Source organism: Thiemannella venezuelensis, assembly GCF_014203605.1.
In the GTDB taxonomy this organism is placed as follows: Bacteria; Actinomycetota; Actinomycetes; order Streptosporangiales; family Streptosporangiaceae; genus Planomonospora_A; species Planomonospora_A venezuelensis.
In genome coordinates this window covers 132,922-149,258 of record NZ_JACHJJ010000012.1, presented here as the reverse complement: position 1 = coordinate 149,258, position 16,337 = coordinate 132,922, and the positions used below count along the sequence as shown (strand labels likewise).

General features: G+C 75.3%; 13 protein-coding genes. 10 read left to right on the top strand and 3 right to left on the bottom strand.

Going from position 1 to position 16,337, the window contains the following annotated elements; genetic code table 11:
• Positions 1 to 147: 147 nt before the first annotated feature.
• From FHS22_RS19020 to FHS22_RS18980, 9 genes are all read left to right on the top strand, one after another.
• Positions 148 to 2,424 (top strand): tetratricopeptide repeat protein, encoded by a 2,277-nt coding sequence (locus FHS22_RS19020; RefSeq protein WP_184943471.1) that lies wholly within the window; start codon positions 148 to 150, stop codon positions 2,422 to 2,424.
• 102 nt (positions 2,425 to 2,526) lie between these two features.
• A complete protein-coding gene (locus FHS22_RS19015) occupies positions 2,527 to 3,285 on the top strand; it encodes an SDR family NAD(P)-dependent oxidoreductase (protein ID WP_184943469.1) in 759 nt (252 codons plus the stop codon).
• Between the two features lie 86 nt (positions 3,286 to 3,371).
• Positions 3,372 to 3,758 (top strand): phosphomannose isomerase type II C-terminal cupin domain, encoded by a 387-nt coding sequence (locus FHS22_RS19010; protein ID WP_338047820.1) that lies wholly within the window; start codon positions 3,372 to 3,374, stop codon positions 3,756 to 3,758.
• 163 nt (positions 3,759 to 3,921) lie between these two features.
• On the top strand, positions 3,922 to 6,483 hold the full coding sequence (locus FHS22_RS19005; protein WP_184943467.1) for a GcvT family protein: 2,562 nt from the start codon (positions 3,922 to 3,924) through the stop codon (positions 6,481 to 6,483).
• An 89-nt stretch (positions 6,484 to 6,572) separates the two neighbouring features.
• Entirely contained in the window at positions 6,573 to 7,784 is a 1,212-nt protein-coding gene (locus tag FHS22_RS19000; RefSeq protein ID WP_184943465.1) for a sarcosine oxidase subunit beta family protein, read from the top strand.
• 43 nt (positions 7,785 to 7,827) lie between these two features.
• Positions 7,828 to 8,130, top strand: coding sequence for a sarcosine oxidase subunit delta (locus FHS22_RS18995; RefSeq protein ID WP_184943463.1), 303 nt, complete (start codon positions 7,828 to 7,830; stop codon positions 8,128 to 8,130).
• A complete protein-coding gene (locus FHS22_RS18990) occupies positions 8,127 to 11,594 on the top strand; it encodes a 2Fe-2S iron-sulfur cluster-binding protein (RefSeq protein ID WP_184943461.1) in 3,468 nt (1,155 codons plus the stop codon). Before FHS22_RS18995 ends, FHS22_RS18990 begins: the two co-directional genes overlap by 4 nt.
• Complete coding sequence (locus FHS22_RS18985) at positions 11,591 to 12,412, top strand: 3-hydroxyacyl-CoA dehydrogenase family protein (protein WP_338047819.1); 822 nt, start codon at positions 11,591 to 11,593, stop codon at positions 12,410 to 12,412. The genes FHS22_RS18990 and FHS22_RS18985 overlap by 4 nt, the downstream gene beginning before the upstream one ends.
• Before the next feature lie 64 nt (positions 12,413 to 12,476).
• Positions 12,477 to 13,151 carry an HNH endonuclease family protein gene (locus FHS22_RS18980; protein ID WP_338047818.1) on the top strand — a complete coding sequence of 225 codons (675 nt, stop codon included), beginning with the start codon at positions 12,477 to 12,479 and terminating at the stop codon, positions 13,149 to 13,151.
• Positions 13,152 to 13,166: 15 nt separating this feature from the next.
• Here the strand turns inward: FHS22_RS18980 and FHS22_RS18975 are convergent, their stop codons facing one another.
• The 3 genes from FHS22_RS18975 to FHS22_RS18965 form a co-directional block, all read right to left on the bottom strand.
• Positions 13,167 to 13,532, bottom strand: a complete 366-nt coding sequence (locus FHS22_RS18975) for a PepSY domain-containing protein (protein WP_260408069.1) — start codon at positions 13,530 to 13,532, stop codon at positions 13,167 to 13,169.
• 122 nt (positions 13,533 to 13,654) lie between these two features.
• Positions 13,655 to 14,938 carry an ATP-binding protein gene (locus FHS22_RS18970; RefSeq protein ID WP_184943459.1) on the bottom strand — a complete coding sequence of 428 codons (1,284 nt, stop codon included), beginning with the start codon at positions 14,936 to 14,938 and terminating at the stop codon, positions 13,655 to 13,657.
• A gap of 70 nt (positions 14,939 to 15,008) precedes the next feature.
• Positions 15,009 to 15,689, bottom strand: coding sequence for a response regulator transcription factor (locus FHS22_RS18965; RefSeq protein ID WP_184943457.1), 681 nt, complete (start codon positions 15,687 to 15,689; stop codon positions 15,009 to 15,011).
• Positions 15,690 to 15,781: 92 nt separating this feature from the next.
• Between FHS22_RS18965 and FHS22_RS18960 the strand changes: the two genes are divergently transcribed.
• Positions 15,782 to 16,336 carry a septum formation initiator gene (locus FHS22_RS18960; RefSeq protein ID WP_184943455.1) on the top strand — a complete coding sequence of 185 codons (555 nt, stop codon included), beginning with the start codon at positions 15,782 to 15,784 and terminating at the stop codon, positions 16,334 to 16,336.
• The last annotated feature ends 1 nt before the right edge of the window (position 16,337 follow it).

The window sequence follows — 16,337 nt, the reverse complement described above, 5'->3', positions numbered from 1 at the left end:
GCGGGCCCGCGCCTGCGGTGACGCCGGGGCGGGGCGGACCCGCCGGTCCGCACGCGTTCGCCGGGGACCGCGGGAGCGGGCGGACGCGTGGTGCCGGGGAGCCGGCTCGTTTGGGGCATCCCCCCCGACCTGGCAGACTGACGTCCCATGGACGTGGACATCTGGGCCTGGGTCGGCGACACCCAGCGGCAACTGCACGAGGCCGGCAACACCGGCCTGGCGATGGCGATCGGCGACGTGCCCGCTCAGGCGCTGGAGGGCCGGTACGCGCAGCTCGACGTGCTGGCGCCGGCCATCGCCCAGCAGGCGGAGAACATGGGGCTGCCCTGGCTTGAGTTCTACGCCCGCTACTGGCACCTGATCGGCCGCATCGGCGACCGCGCCCAGGGCGTAGTCGCCCTCGACGACGCGCGCACGCTGGTGGAGTTCGCCCGCCGCGACGACGTCCGCGACTGCCCCGCGGCTCCCGGCGCCGTCCTCGCGCTGGCGACCGCCCAGGCCAACACCGACGGGCCCGGTTACGCGGCCGAGCGCCTGGAGGCCCTGGCCGCCGCCGGGGTCGAGCCCGGCTCGCCGGCCTTCTCCGCCTTCGCCGAGCAGCGCGTCGCCGCCCTGGTGGACGCCGGCCGCGCCGACGAGGCCGTCGCGCACGCCGAGGAGGCGGTGGCGAAGCTGGCCGGGGCCGGCCGCGAGGCGAGCTGGGAGCTGGGGGCGGCCTCCGCCCGCGCCCTGCTCGCCGCAGGCCGCGCGCAGGACGCGCTCACCGCGCTCGACGCCGCGACCGGGTTCGCGCCCGCCGACCCGGTGGCCAAGGCGCACCGCGAGGGAGTGCTGCGCGCGCTCGTGCTCGCCACCCTGGAGCGCGTGCCGGAGGCCGTGGAGGCCCTGCCCGACCTCGACGTGGTCGGCGACCACCCCCGTGCCTGGGTGGAGTGGGCGCACGCCGTACGCCGGCTCGCGGGCTCGGCGCAGATCACCAACAGCTGGCAGCTCGGCCGCGTCCTCAAGCAGTGGATCGACTACTTCGCCGTGATGGGCGGCTACCGCCCGCGGGTCGAGCTCGCCCTCGTCGCCGGCGACCTGGCCGTCGCCCGCAAGGGCGTCTGGCAGGCCCGCGTGCTGGCCGACCTCGCCGAGTCCGCCGCCGCGGAGCTCAGGAACCCGGACGAGGCCGCCGGCCGGATCGCGGCCCTGCGCGCCGCGGCCGACGGGGTGACCCCGCTGGAGGCCCCCGGGCCGCAGGACGAGCTGGTCGGCTACTTCGACGCCGCGGACGGCTTCAACGCCGACCCGGAGCACTGGGTGGGCTGGCTGGCCCCGCTCTCCGGGCGGGACGTCGAGGCCACCCGCCGGCACACCACCACGCTCGGCTTCCTCGGCTACCCCGCCAGGGGCGCCGACATCTACTGGACCATGCTGGTCGAGTCCGGCGACGTCGAGTCGGCCGACGAGCAGGACGTCTCCTACCTCACCGGCCTGCTGATCGAGGCCCGCCAGGACGAGCGGCTGGAGCAGATGGCCGAGCGGCTCCCCGCCGCCGGGCGCCACCTGGCCCTGGGCCGCCTGCACCGCGCCCGGGAGCGCTGGGAGCAGGCCGCCGCCGAGGGCGAGGCGGGTGTGGCCGCCGGCGCGGGCATCGAGGCGCGCCGCCTGTGGGCCACCGCGGTCCAGCAGGGCGGCGACAACGCCAAGGGCGCGGCGATCCTCCGCGAGATCCTCGACACCGAGGAGATCGAGACCGAGGACGTCTGGCGGATGATCACGATGGCGACCGCCGCCGAGGACTGGGAGACCGTCCGCGCCGGAGCCGCCAAGATCGGCATGCCGCTGCAGTCCGACGAGGGGCCGATCGAGGAGGAGATGGGCCTGATCCGCATCGTCCTGCCCGCCCCCGACGGCACCCAGCGCGCGGTCCTCAGCCTGCGCACCGGCCCGGCGACGGCGCGCCTGGCCATCCCGCAGCCTCCCGGCATGGAGTACAACGCCGGTGACCTGGTCGTCTTCGACCCGGCGCTGCTGGAGCCCATCCCGGAGAGCCCGGAGGAGCAGGAGAGCTTCATCCCGCCGTTCGCGGCGGTCAGCATGCTCCGCCCCGGCGGCTACACCAGCTGGTTCTTCGACGGCGCGGCGCCCAGTGAGGCCGACTGGACCGAGTTCAACGAGGTCATGGCCGAGCGCGAGTGGCCGATGTGGGTCTACAGCGACGAGAACTACACCGTGACCCACCCGACCACGGGCGAGTCCCTGCCCGGCGTGTTCGGCTGGATCGCGATCCCGCCGGACGTCACCCCGGTCGAGCTGGACGCGGTGCTCGACGACGCGACGGAGCGCTGGGTGCACCCGCTGGCCTGGCTCGACCTGGCCAAGGCCGTCGACGTCGAGGTCGAGCGGCACGAGCGCATCGTCAAGGAGTACGGCCTGTAGGAAGGGCACCGGGTCCGCCCGCGGGAAACCTCTCGCGGGCGGCATGCCGTCCAGCCTCTAGAATCTCATTCGGTATGTTCGCCGTGTAGGGGAGAGATCTGAATGCTGGACCGATTCCGGCTGGACGGCAGGGTCGCGATCGTCACCGGTGCCTCGTCGGGGCTGGGCGTCGCGTTCGCCCGCGGGCTGGCGGAGGCCGGCGCCGACATCGTGATCGGCGCGCGCCGCAAGGACCGCCTGGAGGAGACCAGGGCGCTGGTCGAGGAGACGGGCCGCCGGTGCGTGGCGCTCGCCACCGACGTCACCAGGCCCGAGGACTGCCAGGCCCTGGTCGAGGCGGCCGTGGCCGAGCTGGGCGCGGTGGACGTCCTGATCAACAACGCGGGCGTCGGTACGGCGGTGCCCGCGCTGAAGGAGACGCCCGAGCAGTTCCGGCAGGTCGTGGAGATCAACCTGCACGGCACCTACTGGATGGCGCAGGCCTGCGCCAGGGTCATGCGGCCCGGCTCCTCGATCGTCAACATCGGCAGCATCCTGGGGGAGACCACCGCGGGTCTCCCCCAGGCCGCCTACAGCGCGTCCAAGGCCGGGGTGGTCGGCCTCACCCGGGACCTGGCCCAGCAGTGGACCGCGCGGCGCGGGATCCGGGTCAACTGCCTGGAGCCGGGCTTCTTCGCCTCGGAGATGACCGAGCAGTACGCCGAGGGCTACATGGCGTGGCAGCTGGAGAACCGGGTCCTGATGAAGCGGGCGGGGGACCCCGCCGAGCTGGTGGCCGCGGCCGTCTTCCTGGCGAGCGACGCCGCGTCCTACGTGACCGGCGCGGTGATCCCGGTCGACGGCGGCATCCTTATAACCTGAGTCAGTAAATCTGATCACCGGAGTTAATCGTCCGGTTGCAGGAATAATGCGCATCCGTCACGCGCGCGTGCGAGAGTTTGTGTTAAGTGACGGAGCAGATGGAGGGCATCTTGCTGGAAGTCGACCGGCTCGGCGCGGTTGTGCGTGACGAGCGTCCCTGGGGTGGGTTCGAGCGCTACACCCTCAACGAGCCGACCACGGTGAAGATCATCGATGTCGCGCCCGGCCAGCGGCTGAGCCTGCAGCGGCACGAGCACCGCGACGAGCTCTGGGTGGCCCTGGACCCCGGCGCGGTCTTCGAGATCGACGGCATCCGGACGGAGCCCGCGGTCGGCGACCGGGTTCTCATCCGGGCGGGCCAGACCCACCGGCTCGGCTCCTCCGGTCCGGCCACCCGGATCCTGGAGATCGCCTTCGGCTACTTCGACGAGGACGACATCGAGCGCCTCGAAGACTCCTACGGGCGGGCCTGACCGGGACGACCATCCCGGGCGGATCCCTCCCGGGTGACGGCGCGGCCGGAGATCGGCCGCGCCCGCGGTCGTTCCGGACCGCCTCTTGTCCGGCCCTGGTTCGCACCTTATGTTCGGTGGATATCCGGTGATTGGTGCGCGGTAGGGAACACCCGGAGGGTGCATGGCGGGCCGGCCTCGTGTTGTGGTCATCGGTGCCGGCATCGTGGGCTGCGCCCTGGCCGACGAGCTCACCTCGCGGGGCTGGAGCGACGTCACGGTCCTCGACCAGGGACCGCTCTTCGCCACGGGCGGGTCCAGTTCCCACGCCCCCGGCCTGGTCTTCCAGACCAACGCGTCGAAGACCATGACGGAGTTCGCGGCCTACACGGCCGCGAAGTACGGGGAGCTCTCCCTCGACGGGAGGCCCTGCTTCACCCCGGTCGGCGGCCTCGAGGTCGCCACCACCCCCGAACGCTGGCTCGACCTGCACCGCAAACACGGCTGGGCCGCCTCCTGGGGCGTCGGGAGCGAGCTCGTGGACCCGGCCCGCTGCGCCGAGCTCTGGCCGCTGCTCGACGCCTCGCTGGTCCACGGAGGCTTCCACGTCCCCTCCGACGGCCTGGCCGACGCGGTGCGCTGCGGCGAGGCCCAGGCCCGCCGGGCGGCCGCCCGCGGCGCGCGCTTCCTGCCCGGCCACCGGGTGGTCGCGGTGGAGCGGCGCGGCGGCCGGGTGAGCGCAGTGACCGCTCACGTGCTCGCGGGCCCCGCGGCCACCGGGTCCGCGGGAGGGGCGCACGCCACCGGGTCCCTGACGGTGCCCGCCGACATCGTGGTCTGCGCGGCCGGGTTCTGGGGCCCGGCGGTCGGAGAGCTCGCGGGGGTGACCGTGCCGCTGTCGCCCCTGGCCCACCAGTACGCCAGGTCCGGCCCGCTGCCCGCCCTCGCGGGGAGCGGCGGGACGCAGGCGGCCTGGCCCATCCTGCGGCACCAGGACCGCGACCTGTACTTCCGCAGGCACGGCGACCGGATAGGGGTCGGCTCCTACGCCCACCGGCCGATGCCCGTCCGGCAGGACGAGATCGCGGCGCGCGCCACGGCCATGCCCTCGATCCAGGCGTTCACCCCCGGCGACTTCGACCCCGCGTGGCGGGACGCGGCCGAGCTGATGCCCGCGCTCGGCGGGTCCAAGCCCGAGGAGGGCATCAACGGGGTCTTCTCCTTCACCCCGGACGGCTTCCCGCTGATCGGCGAGGCGCCGGAGCTCCCCGGGTTCTGGCTGGCCGAGGCGGTCTGGGTCACCCACTCCGCCGGGGTCGCCAGGGCGCTGGCCGAGTGGCTGGTGGACGGCCGCTCCACGTTCGACCTGCACGAGTGCGAGCTGGACCGGTTCGAGCAGGTCCAGCTGGCGCCCGCCTACGTCGCCGAACGCGGCAGGCGGAACTTCGTCGAGGTCTACGACGTCGTCCACCCCCTCCAGCCGATGGAGTCGCCCCGGCCGCTGCGGACCAGCCCGTTCCACCCCCGCCAGCGGGAGCTGGGCGCGTTCTTCCTGGAGGGCGCGGGCTGGGAGCGGCCGCACTGGTTCGAGGCCAACACGGAGCTGCTGGACGGCCACGTCCGGCACCTGCCCGACCACGAGACGATCATCGGCGCGGAGGCGCGCGACGCGTGGGCCTCGCGCTACTGGTCGCCGGTCGCCGCGGCCGAGGCGTGGGCCACCCGCAACCGCGTCGCCCTGTACGACATGACGCCGCTGAAGCGGATCGAGGTCACCGGGCCGGGCGCCGCGGCGTTCCTGCAGCGCATGACCACCAACGACGTCGACAGGCCGCCCGGCTCGGTCGCCTACACGCTGCTGCTCGACGCGGGCGGCGGGATCAGGTCCGACCTGACCGTGGCCCGGCTGGAGGACGAGCGGTTCCAGGTGGGGGCCAACGGCAACGCCGACCTCGCCTGGCTCCGGCGGCACGCGCCGCCGGACGGCGTGAGCGTGCGGGACGTCACCGCCGGGACCTGCTGCGTCGGCGTGTGGGGACCGGCGGCGAGGGACCTCGTGCAGCCGCTCACCGACCTGGACCTGTCGAACGACGGCTTGCGCTACTTCACCCTCGGGTCCGGGTACGTCGGCCAGGTGCCGGTGACCATGATGCGCCTGTCGTACGTCGGCGAGCTGGGCTGGGAGATCTACACCACCGCCGACGTCGGGCCGCGCCTGTGGGACCTGCTCTGGCAGGCGGGCCGGGAGCACGGACTGGTCGCCGGGGGCAGGGCCGCCTTCAACAGCCTGCGGCTGGAGAAGGGATACCGGCTCTGGGGCGTGGACATGACCCCCGGGCACCGGCCGGAGGAGGCGGGGCTGGGCTGGGCCGTACGGGCGGGCAAGGACTTCCTCGGCCGGGAGGCGCTCGGCGGGGGAGGCGGCGGAGGCAGGGGGGACGGCGGAGGCAGGGGGGACGGCGGAGGTCGGGGGGACGGGGAGGCGCGGCGCAGGCTGGTGCCGCTGCTCACCGAGCGGGTCGTCATGGGCAGGGAACCGGTGTTCCACGCCGGGCGCGCGGCCGGCTACGTGACCAGCGCCGCCTACGGGCACACCGTCGGGCGGGCCATCGCCTACGCCTGGCTGCCACCCGGCGCGACGGCGCCGGGCACACCCGTCGAAGTGGAGTACTTCGGGCGGCGGGTGCCCGCGGAGGTGGCCGCCGAGCCGCTCTTCGACCCGGACATGTCCCGGATCAAGCGGTAGGGCCGCCGTGCGGATCCGGGGACGGGGAGAGAGGAGGACTCCATGCGCCGAGGAGCCACGATGAGACGGACCGAGCGGCGGGAGAGCCGGTGAGCGCCTCGAACCACCCGGACTTCCTCTGGCGCGACCCCGAGCCGCGCCCCTCCTACGACGTGGTGATCGTCGGAGGCGGCGGGCACGGCCTGGCCACCGCCTACTACCTGGCGGAGAACCACGGGATCACGAACGTCGCCGTGCTGGAGAAGGGCTGGCTGGCCGGGGGCAACATGGCCCGCAACACCACGATCATCCGGTCGAACTACCTGTGGGACGAGAGCGCCGCGATCTACGAGCACTCCCTGAAGCTCTGGGAGGGGCTCTCCGCCGAGCTGGACTACGACCTGATGTTCAGCCGGCGCGGCGTGCTCAACCTCGCCCACAGCCTGCACGACGTGCGGGAGGGGCGGCGCAGGGCCAACGCCAACGTGCTCAACGGCGTCGACGCCGAGTGGCTGGACGCCGACGAGGTGCGCGCGTTCTGCCCGATCCTCGACACCGGCGGGCACACCCGCCACCCGGTGCTCGGCGCGACCCTCCAGCGCCGCGGCGGCATCGCCAAGCACGACCACGTCGCCTGGGGGTACGCGCGGGGCGCCGACGCGCTCGGGGTCGACCTCGTGCAGGGGTGCGAGGTCACCGGGTTCGAGATCGCGGGCGGGCGGGTGCGGGCCGTGCTGACCTCGCGGGGGCGGATCGCCGCCGGGACCGTCGCGCTGGCCGCGGCCGGGCACACCAGCGTGCTGGCGGAACGGGCCGGAATCCGGCTGCCGCTGCAGTCGCACCCCCTGCAGGCGCTGGTCTCCGAGCTGCTGGAGCCGGTGCTGGACTGCGTGGTCATGTCCGGCGCGGTGCACGTCTACGTCAGCCAGGCGCACAAGGGCGAACTGGTCATGGGCGCGGGCATCGACGCGTACAACTCCTACGGCCAGCGGGGGGCCTTCCACATCGTGGAGGAGCAGATGGCCGCCGCGCTGGAGCTGTTCCCGATCTTCAGCCGGGTCCGGGTCGTGCGGACCTGGGCGGGGATCGTGGACGTCTCGCCCGACGCCTCGCCGATCATCGGGACGACGCCGGTGGACGGGCTCCTGGTCAACGCGGGCTGGGGGACGGGCGGCTTCAAGGCGACCCCCGGCTCGGGCTGGGTCTACGCCGACACGATCGCGCACGGGAGACCGCACCCGCTGGCCGAGCCGTTCGCCCTCGAACGCTTCACCACCGGGGCGCTCATCGACGAGCACGGCGCGGCGGCGGTGGCGCACTGATGCGGCGGCGGACCGGCGAGGGCGGTGCGGAGGTGACGGGCTGATGCAGTCGATCGAGTGCCCCTGGTGCGGCCCGCGGGACGAGATCGAGTTCCGGTACGGCGGGCAGGCCGGGGTGGCCTACCCGCCGGATCCGGCGGCGCTGAGCGACGAGGAGTGGGCCGGGTACGTGTTCGTGCGCGACAACCCCAGGGGCTGGTTCCACGAGCGCTGGTTCCACGCGCACGGCTGCCGGACCTGGTTCTCGATCCGGCGGCACACCGTCACCCACGAGACCGAGCCGGGCCCGGCCCTCCACGGGAGCGGGCGGGCCCCGTCCGCCCCCGGCGCGGGGGAGGCGGGATGAGGCGGGAGACCGGAGGCCGGATCGACCGCTCGCGGGTGCTGCGCTTCTCCTTCGACGGCAGGGAACTGGCCGGGCACCCGGGCGACACGCTGGCCTCGGCGCTGCTGGCCTGCGGGATCCGGATCGTCGGGCGGAGCGTGGACCTCGGACGGCCGCGCGGGATCTTCACCGCCGGGGCCGAGGAGCCGAACGCGCTCCTCCGGGTGGGGGACGAGCCCATGGCCGCGGCGACGGCGGTGGAGCTGCGGGACGGGCTCCAGGCGTGGAGCCTGCGCGGCAGGGGCCGCCTCGACCCGTCCGCGCCGCCCGCCGGGGCCCGGCACGACAAGGCGTACCTGCACTGCGACGTCCTGGTGGTCGGCGCAGGTCCCGCCGGGCTGGCGGCGGCGCTTGCGGCGGGCGAGGCGGGCGCGCGGGTCGTCCTCCTCGACGACCAGCCCGAACCCGGCGGCGACCTGCTGGGCGGCCGGACCCTCCTGGACGGCGCCCCGGCCGCGGAGTGGGCCGCCGCCGTCACCGCCCGCCTCGCGGCCCTGCCCGAGGTGCGGGTCCTGCCCAGGACCACCGCGACCGGCTACCACGACCACAACTACGTCATCGCCGTGGAGGAGCGCGACGCCAACCGCGCCGCGGCGGGCCGGGGGAGCGGAGGGCGCGGCCGCGTCCCGGGGGGCGGGGACGGCGGCCGGCGGCGGGGAACCGGCGGCGCCGGAGACGGAGGGCGGCGGCTGTGGCACTTCCGGGCGGGCCGGGTCGTGCTCGCCACCGGGGCGCACGAGCGCTCGGTCGCCTTCCCCGGCAACGACCGCCCCGGCGTCATGCTGGCCTCGGCCGCACGGACCTACGCCAACCGGTACGGTGTGCTGCCCGGCCGCCGGGCGGTGGTGTTCACCTGCACCGACTCCGGCCACGAGGCCGCCCGCGACCTGGCGGCCGCCGGGGTGGAGGTCGTGGAGGTCGTCGATCCGCGCGAGGCGGGCGCCGTGGTCACCGGGACGCTCGCGGACTCCGAAGGAGTCCTGGCGGGCGTCGTGATCGCCGCTCCGGCCCCGCCCGGGGACCCCGTCCCGGAGCGCGTGGTCGCGTGCGACCTGCTGGCGGTGTCGGGCGGGTGGAACCCGGCGGTCCACCTGTTCAGCCAGTCGCAGGGGCGGCTCCGGTTCGACGAGACCCTCCAGGCCTTCGTCCCCGACCGGTCCGCGCAGGCCGAACGGTCGGCCGGGGCCTGCCGGGGCGTGTACGGCACGGCCGCCGCCGTCGCCGACGGCTTCGAGGCCGGATCCTGGGCCGCCGGGGAGACCTGGACACGTGCCCGGGGGGAGGCCGGGGGCGGGAGGGGGGAGGCCCTGCGCGTCCCCCGATGCGACGAGCCCGACCCGCTGCCCCCGGCCGCCCTCTGGGCGGTCCCGGCCCCGGCCCGGTCCGGCTCCGGGGACGGGACCGCACACGGTCCCGGGGCGGTGGCCGGAGGCGCCGCCGAGGCCTTCGTCGACCTGCAGCGGGACGTGACGGTGGCGGACGTCGAGCGGGCCACCGGGGCGGGGATGCGCTCGGTGGAGCACGTCAAGCGCTACACCACCGCCGGGACCGGCGCAGACCAGGGCAAGACGTCCGGGGCGACGGCGGTGGGGGTGGTGGCCGGGCTGCTCGGGGCGGCCCCCGGGCAGGTGGGGACGACCACGTTCCGCCCGCCGTACACGCCGGTGGCCTTCGGGGTGCTCGCGGGGCGGGAGCGGGGGGCGCTGTCGGACCCGGTCCGGGTCACCGCGATGCACGGCCTGCACGTCGCGCGCGGCGCGGTCTTCGAGGACGTCGGGCAGTGGAAGCGCCCCCGCCACTTCCCGCTCGGCGGCGAGTCCATGGCGGAGGCGGTCGAGCGCGAGCGCCGGGCCGCGCGCACCGGGGCGGCCGCGATGGACGCCTCCACCCTCGGCAAGATCGAGATCATCGGGCGGGACGCGGGGGAGTTCCTCGACCGGATCTACACGAACACCTTCTCCACCCTGCCGGTCGGCTCCTGCCGGTACGGAATGATGTGCGGGGCCGACGGCATGGTCCTCGACGACGGGGTGGCCACCCGCCTGGCGCCGGACCGCTACCTGGCGACCACGACGACCGGGAACGCCGCCGCCGTGCTCGACCGGCTGGAGGAGTGGCGGCAGACCGAGTGGCCGCACCTGGACGTCTCGCTCACCTCGGTCACCGACCACTGGGCGGTCGTCGCGGTCGTCGGCCCCCGGTCCGGGCCCGTCGCCCGGGCGCTGCTCCCCGGCGTCGACTTCGGCGACTTCCCGTTCATGACCTACCGGGAGAGCGGTCCCGCCAGGGTCTTCCGGATCAGCTTCTCCGGGGAGCTCGCCTACGAGATCAACGTGCCCCGGTGGTACGGCGCGGCGCTGTGGGAGGCCGCGCTGGAGCTGGGGGCGGTGCCGTACGGGACCGAGACCATGCACGTGCTCCGGGCGGAGAAGGGCTTCGCGATCGTCGGGCAGGAGACCGACGGGACCGTGACCCCGCAGGACCTCGGGATGGGGTGGATCGTCTCCGCGCGCAAGCCCGACTTCGTCGGCAGGCGCTCCCACACCCGCCCCGACACCGCCCGCCCCGGCCGCAGGCGCCTCGTCGGCCTCGTCCCCGACGACCCCGGCGAGACCCTCACCGAGGGCGCGCAGCTCGTCGCGGCCCCCGGCGGCACGCGGATGCTCGGCCACGTCACCTCCGCCTATCCCGGCGTCGCGCTGGCCATGGCGGCCGGCGTCGCGACCGGCGACCGCCTGGTCGCCTTCGACGCTTCCGGGGGCGGGCAGGTGCCGGTGACCGTGGTCTCCCCGGTCTTCCACGACCCGGAGAACACCCGCCGCGACGGCGACCCGCAGCCGGGCTCCTCCCGGCCCGGAGACGCCGCCGCGGGGCGGGGGGCCGGGCCGGACCCCGCAGGCGCGGCGGCGGGGCCGGCGCCGGACTGGGCCTCCGACGACCGGAGGGTGAGTCCGCTGGCGGAGTTCGCCGGCCGTTTCGCGGCCGAGGGCTCTCCGGAGGCGGTGATCCGGGAGGTCCCCTTCCTGCCGGTGCGGGAGGTCCGGGGGGAGGAGCAGTCGGAGGGGCTGCGGCTCGGGCCCGACTGGTGGCTGGTCGCAGGGGGGCCCGCGGGCGGGGACGACGGCGCCACGGCGGGGGGAGCGGACCCGGCCGCCGCGGCCGGTCCGGGACCCGGGGTGGACGTGTCGGCGCAGTGGGCCGTCGTCGAGCTGGCCGGGCCGGGAGTCCGGGACGTGCTCATGACCGGCTGCCCGATCGACCTGCACCCGGAGGTGTTCACCACCGGATCGCACACGCGGACCCTGCTGGGCCGCGTCCCGGTGGTCCTGCACCGGGTGGGGCCGGACGTCTACCGGGTGCTCGCCGGCTCCAGCCTCGCGGGGTACCTTGCCGAGTGGCTGCTGGACGCGTTGGAGGGGCTGTGAACGTCGTAGTGATCGGCGGGGGCCGGATGGGGGCGGGGATCGCCCAGGTGTTCCTGGCCGCGGGGGCGCGGGTGACGGTCGCCGAGGCGGACGAGAGCGCGTCGGCCGCCGCGCGGGAGCGGATCGCACGCGGGCTGCGGGTCGCCGAGGAGAAGGGCGGGGCCGGAGCCGGGGAGGCGCTGGCGCGGCTGGTGACCGGGCCGGTGCCCGCGGACGCCGAGCTGGTGGTGGAGGCGGTGCCGGAGGACGCGGCGCTCAAGGTCCGGGTCCTGGCCGAGGCGGAGAAGGCCGTCGGGCCGCACGCCGTACTGGCCACCAACACCAGCTCGCTCTCCGTCGGAGAGCTCGCCGCGGGGCTGGAGCGCCCCGAGCGCTTCCTCGGGCTGCACTTCTTCAACCCGGTCCCGGTGCAGGAGCTCGTGGAGATCGTCACGGCCCCCGCCACCTCGGCGGAGACCCTCGCGCGGGCGGAGGGGTGGGTGGCCGGACTGGGCAAGACCGGGGTGGTGATCAAGGACTCGCCCGGGTTCGCCACCAGCCGCCTCGGCGTGCTGGTCGGGCTGGAGGCGATCCGCATGGTCGAGGAGGGCGTCGCCTCGGCCGAGGACATCGACCGGGCGATGGTGCTCGGCTACCGCTACCCGATGGGCCCGCTCCGCCTGGGCGACCTGGTCGGGCTGGACGTGCGGCTGGCCATCGCCGAGTACCTGTGCGAGCGGCTCGGCCCCCGGTTCGAGCCGCCGGAGCTCCTGCGCCGCAAGGTCGCCGCCGGGGAGCTGGGACGTAAAACCGGACGCGGCTTTTACGACTGGGACTGATTGTTCGGGTAGATTCACCGTTTCGGGGTAGCCAAATATTGTGAGAGACGGTGCAAAGGCGCAGGTGAGACGGGGACGGGGCGCGCTCGCCGCGGTGCTGGCGGTCGCGCTGGCGGGCTGCGGCCCCGCAGGGAAGATCTTCGACGAGCCCGCGGGCGGTGAGTCGCGCGAGCAGGGGAAGTCCGCCGCCGAGGCGCTCAAGGACCTGGAGAAGCTCCCGGTCAAGGGCCGCGGCCCGAAGACCGGCTTCGACCGGGACGAGTTCGGGCCCGCGTGGGCGGACGTCGACCGCAACGGCTGCGACACCCGCAACGACATCCTGAAGCGGGACCTGAAGGACGAGACCTTCAGGAAGGGCACGAACGACTGCATCGTGCTCACCGGGATCCTGGAGGACCCCTACGGAGGGAAGACCATCGAGTTCGAGCGCGGCGAGAGGACCAGCATGGAGGTGCAGATCGACCACGTGGTCGCGCTCTCCGACGCCTGGCAGAAGGGTGCCCGGCAGCTCGGCGCCGCCGAGCGCAGGGAACTGGCCAACGACCCGCTGAACCTGCTGGCGGTGGACGGCCCGCTGAACAACCAGAAGAGCGACGCCGACGCGGCGACATGGCTGCCGCCGCGCCGCGCCTACCGCTGCCCCTACGTCTCCCGGCAGATCTCGGTGAAGCTCAAGTACGAGCTCTGGGTCACCGCGGCGGAGAAGGCCGCGATGGAGCGGGTGCTGAAGTCCTGCTGACCGTCCGTCCGGCGGTCAGTCGTCGTACTCCTTCTTGAACTTTACGATCTTCCCGGTCCTGAGGGACACGTAGACGTCGTACTCCCAGTTCCCCCTCTCCAGCTCCACCTTGCAGACGCGGTGGCCGTGCTCCCGCTCCCGCTCGACGTCGGTGACCCGGGCGCCCGGGACCCGCTTCTTCGCGGTCTTCACGGCTCCCGCGCACGAGACGGCCGCGGCGGGGGCCGCGGTGAGGGCCGTGGCCGGTGCGGGGGCCGTGACGGGGGAGGGGGAGGCGGCCGTGGCGCTCCCGGCGAGGGCCGCGCCGCTGCCCGCGGACAGCAGGGCGGCGGTCCCGGCGGCGGTGAGCGCGATCTTGGCGATCATGTGGGTTCTCGTCATGACCCCAGGTTCGCCGGGCGGGTGATAGGGCCGCGCTAAGTCCCGGCTAAGACCGGGCCCGGGCGGGAACGGGTCGTGCCCCCGCTGTGTCTCCGCTGTACCCTCGGCCGCGCGGAGCGGGGTCACGCCCCCGGACGGGCGGGGGCGGCCAGGAACAGGGTCACGCTCGCCCCGCCCGCCGGGGAGGCGGCCAGGGCGAGCGCGCCGCCCGACGACTCCGCGGTACGGCGGGCGATGTCCAGGCCGAGCCCGGTCGACCCGGCCCCGCTCTCGCCGCGCTCCAGCGGGGCGGCCGTGCCGAAGCCGGGCCCGGCGTCGGTGACGGCCAGCACCGCGCCTCCCGGGGCGGGCGCCAGCCGTACGCCGAAGGAGACCCCCTCGTCGGTGTGCGCGAACACGTTGCCGAGCAGGGCGTCCACGCAGGCGGCGAGGTCGCCGGCGGCGACCGCGACGGGGAGCGGGCCGGGGGAGAGCTCCAGTTCCACGCTCCGGCCCTGGTCCTCGGCGAGCACCGACCAGAACGCCACCCGGTCGCCGACCACCGCCGCCGCGTCGCACTCCCCCCGGTCCCTGGACCGCCGCCGGGCCTCGGTGATGACCGCCGTGACGGCCCGCTCCAGCGCGTCCACCCGGGCCTCGATCCTGGCCGCCTCCTCCGGGTCGGACAGGGACTCGGCCTCCAGCCGCAGCCCGGTCAGCGGCGTGCGCAGCCGGTGGGACAGGTCGGCCGCGTTCTCCCGCTCCTCGGCGAGCAGGCCGGTGATGCGCTCGGCGAGGTGGTTGAGCGCCAGGCCGACCGCGTGGACCTCCGGCGGGCCGCCGGGCACCGTCCTGGCGGCCAGGTCGCCGCCGGCGAGCCGGTGCGAGACCCCGGCCAGCGCCGAGACGGGCCGGATCACCGCGCGGGCCAGCCGGTCGGCGACCAGGACGCCCAGGCCGACCAGGGCCAGCCCGAGCGCCAGCAGGCCGGCCTGCACCCGCGTGACGCCCCTGTCCAGTTCGCCGTCGCCGAGGAAGACCCGGACCACCGCCGTGCCGCCGGGCGCCCCCTGGACCGCGACCAGGATCTCCCGGCCGCCCGGCACCGCCGCGGTCACGCTGCGTCCCCGCGAGGCCAGCTCGACCGCGGCGGACCGGTCCGCGGGGGCGCCGACGACCCGGCCGTCGCCGAGGAAGACCGTGGTCGGATGGGCGGCCCGCTCCGCGGTGAGGCGAAGGGTCTCGACGTCCACGGCGTCGCCGCTCCCGGCGCCGACGGCGACGGCCACCGACTCGGCCTCGGCGCTCGCCCGCTCCGCGGCGCCGCTCTCGGCGGCCGTCCTGACCAGCAGGGCGAGCGGGACCAGCAGCGCGACGAGGACGAGCGAGGTGGTCGCCGCGGTCAGCACCGCCAGCCAGCGCCTCACGAGGGCCTCGCGGGGCGGGCCGGGCGGGGCCCCGCGACCCGTCCCCGCCCCGCGGAGGAGTTCGCGAGGGTCATGCGGGCGCGGCCAGGCGGACGCCCACGCCCCGCACGGTGTGCAGGTAGCGGGGCTCGGCGGAGGTCTCGCCCAGCTTGCGGCGGAGCCAGGAGAGGTGGACGTCCACGGTCTTGTCCGCGCCGCCGTACGGGACCTGCCAGACGTGGGTGAGGAGTTCGCGCTTGGTGACCACCTCGCCCGGCCGGGCCGCCAGGTAGTGGAGCAGGTCGAACTCCCGGGGGCTGAGATCCAGCGGCACGCCGTCCAGGGTCGCCTCCCTGGTCCGCGGATCCACGCGCAGGCCGCCGACCGCTACCGAGCTGTCGGCGCGGCTCTCGCCGGAGCGCCGGAGCACCGCCCGGATCCGGGCGTCGATCTGGGCCGCGCTGAACGGCTTGACCACGTAGTCGTCGGCCCCGGCGTCCAGCAGCCTGACCATCTCCGCGTCGCCGTCCCTGGCGGTCGCGACGATCACCGGGACGCGGCTGACCGCGCGGAGCATGCGCAGCAGGTCCAGGCCGTCCAGGTCGGGCAGGCCCAGGTCGAGCACGATGAGGTCGGGGCGCTCCTCGACGGCCAGGCGGAGGCCGTCCAGCGCGGCGGGGGCGGACGACACGGCGTGGCCGCGCTCGCGCAGGCCCCGGGTGAGCGAGGTGCGGATCGCGGCGTCGTCCTCGATGAGCAGCACGTTCGGCATTTGCCGCCACGTTAGCCGGGCCCGGCCGGTGACGGAACCGCGTTATCGGTCCCTTAACCCCGTCTTAGCGGCACAGGTGGCAGGGTGGGCGCATGCGCAGGCGTCTCCCTCTCGCCGTGGCCGGATGGCTGGTCACGGGTGCTCTCGCGACCGGGGCGGGAGTGGCGGTGATCTCCTATCTCGGTGAGCCGCTGACGGCCTCCGCGCACCGCCCGCTCTCCTCCGCCGAGGTCCGGCAGGCGCTCGCCCGCCTCACCCCGTCCGGCACCGCCACCGTGCCCGGGTCCCCGCCCGCGACCGCCGTGCCGTCCGCGACCCCCGTCCCGTCCGGGACCGCCCTTCCGTCCGCGACCCCCGTCCCGTCCGGAAGCGCCGCCCCCACGCCACCGCCCGCCGGACCGTCCGGCCGGAGCCGCGTGATCGGTACGGCGGGCGGGAACGTGATCGCCCGGTGCGACGGCGGGCTCGTCACGCTCCGGGCGTGGAGTCCCGCCCAGGGCTTCCGGGTGGACGACGTGGAGCGCGGTCCCGCCGTCCGCGCCCGCGTCGAGTTCGAGGCGGACGACGACGACGCCGGGATCGACGATCTCAGGATCGAGGTGTGGTGCCCGGCCGGCGGCTCGCCGGTCCACCGGATCAGCGACTGAG